The sequence below is a fragment of the Wolbachia endosymbiont of Drosophila seguyi genome, assembly GCF_028981765.1.
Taxonomy (GTDB): Bacteria; Pseudomonadota; Alphaproteobacteria; order Rickettsiales; family Anaplasmataceae; genus Wolbachia; species Wolbachia pipientis.
The window spans coordinates 1-1,390 of the sequence record NZ_JAPQLM010000125.1 but is presented as its reverse complement, the minus strand read 5'-3'; the positions used below and the strand labels follow the sequence as shown (position 1 = coordinate 1,390).

Annotated in this window: 2 protein-coding genes and 1 pseudogene; 2 read left to right on the top strand and 1 reads right to left on the bottom strand. The window is 36.2% G+C overall.

Features of this window, described 5'->3' with window-relative positions; genetic code table 11:
- The first annotated feature begins 206 nt into the window (after positions 1 to 206).
- Both OZD62_RS02880 and OZD62_RS02875 read left to right on the top strand, forming a co-directional pair.
- Positions 207 to 629, top strand: a complete 423-nt coding sequence (locus OZD62_RS02880; RefSeq protein WP_275019396.1) for a hypothetical protein — start codon at positions 207 to 209, stop codon at positions 627 to 629.
- A gap of 141 nt (positions 630 to 770) precedes the next feature.
- Positions 771 to 1,133 (top strand): hypothetical protein, encoded by a 363-nt coding sequence (locus OZD62_RS02875; RefSeq protein ID WP_264706254.1) that lies wholly within the window; start codon positions 771 to 773, stop codon positions 1,131 to 1,133.
- On the opposite strand, the pseudogene OZD62_RS02870 reads toward OZD62_RS02875, so the two are convergent.
- Positions 1,122 to 1,390: pseudogene (locus OZD62_RS02870) on the bottom strand (Rpn family recombination-promoting nuclease/putative transposase); the annotation flags it as partial. The gene OZD62_RS02875 and the pseudogene OZD62_RS02870 overlap by 12 nt on opposite strands.

The following is a 1,390-nucleotide window of genomic DNA, read 5'->3' as shown; positions in this document are numbered from 1 at the left end:
TTATATCCTGCTAGTGATTATCTTAGCCATGATAGGGATAGAAGGAGAGTATTTACTTGGAGGCCAGGGGGCAAAGATAGTTCATGTCAATGGAAATTTGAACCTGAAGGTAACAACATATATATAAAAAGCACTTATTTTAATGAGTATTTATATCCTGCTAGTGATTATCTTAGCCATGATAGGGATAGAAGGAGAGTATTTACTTGGAGGCCAGGGGCAAAGATGGTCCATGTCAATGGAAAATTGAGGATTGTGGATCTACTCGCAAGAAGCGTGATGTACAATATAGTATTACAAAAGAAGCTAAGTGTGATCTATCTTATGATAATGCATCAGACAATTCATCGCAAAGTGACGAAATAGGCTATAACAAAATAGGAGCTACAAGCGGAGCAAGTAAGCCGTCTTCATGGATAGATGCTGTTAAAGGTGTTTTTCAGTTTATCTCTTCCCCTTTAAGGGCTGCGTTGCCTTCATTTTCAGAAAATAGCTCTAGCTGTTCTGGTACAGCAGGAAGTAGCTCCAATCATTCTGATACAGTAAGAAACCCAAATATCCAATATACTAGCCAATTTAGTCGTGAAGTTTGTGCGAGTAATAATGCTAGCTTGATGTTTCTCTTGTGACAAGTTTTTCTAGATAAAAAGTGTCCTCTTCCTAAGTTTTCTGATGTTAATCCTGTAAAGGCTCTTTTTTACACATCGGATATTATAAAGTCGTTCAAGGAAGTATTAGAGAAGCAAGCTGAATCGAAAGGTGGTATAAAAATGCACCGCTTAGATATTAATTTTGAGAAATTATTTGAGAAGATTAATGAAAAAATTAGGAGTGGTGAATTTAATGAAATTTCAGGGATTTTAAAATCATACGCAGAGGAAGCATTGCCTGGTAGAGAACCCGGAGATCCCGGTAGATTAAGTCCGAAAAAGTTTGATAAGTTTATGGCTGAATTTAATAGAAGAATAGACCCAGTAATAAATCAATTAATGCAACAAATGTTAAGCAGATTAGAAGTGAGTGACGTAAAAGAACAACAAATAAGCTTGGAGCCTAAAAGTTATCTAAATAATACTTCTGTTCAATGTCATTTAACTCAAGCTAGAGGTCAAGGTAAAGTATTAATTCCTTAATTTTTGAATTTCATCTATCGAAAGGCCGGTAATTTGAGCGATAACATCAATAGAGACACCGGCCTTAAGTGAGTTCTTTGCCACTTCGATTTTCTCTGCTTTCCTGCCTTTTTCATGTCCGATTTGGATGCCTTCTTCTTTACCTTCTTCTCTACCTTTTTCAGTAGCATCATCAAGTTTTTGAGCGAGGACAGCCTGTTCATCAAGAATACGTTTTATTTCCTGTTCATAGGCAATAAATTCTTTTTCTGACCAGT

Excerpts from the sequence above, each read along its gene's own strand:
- OZD62_RS02875 (WP_264706254.1), top strand. The coding sequence starts at position 771 with ATGCACCGCTTAGATATTAATTTTGAGAAATTATTTGAGAAGATTAAT.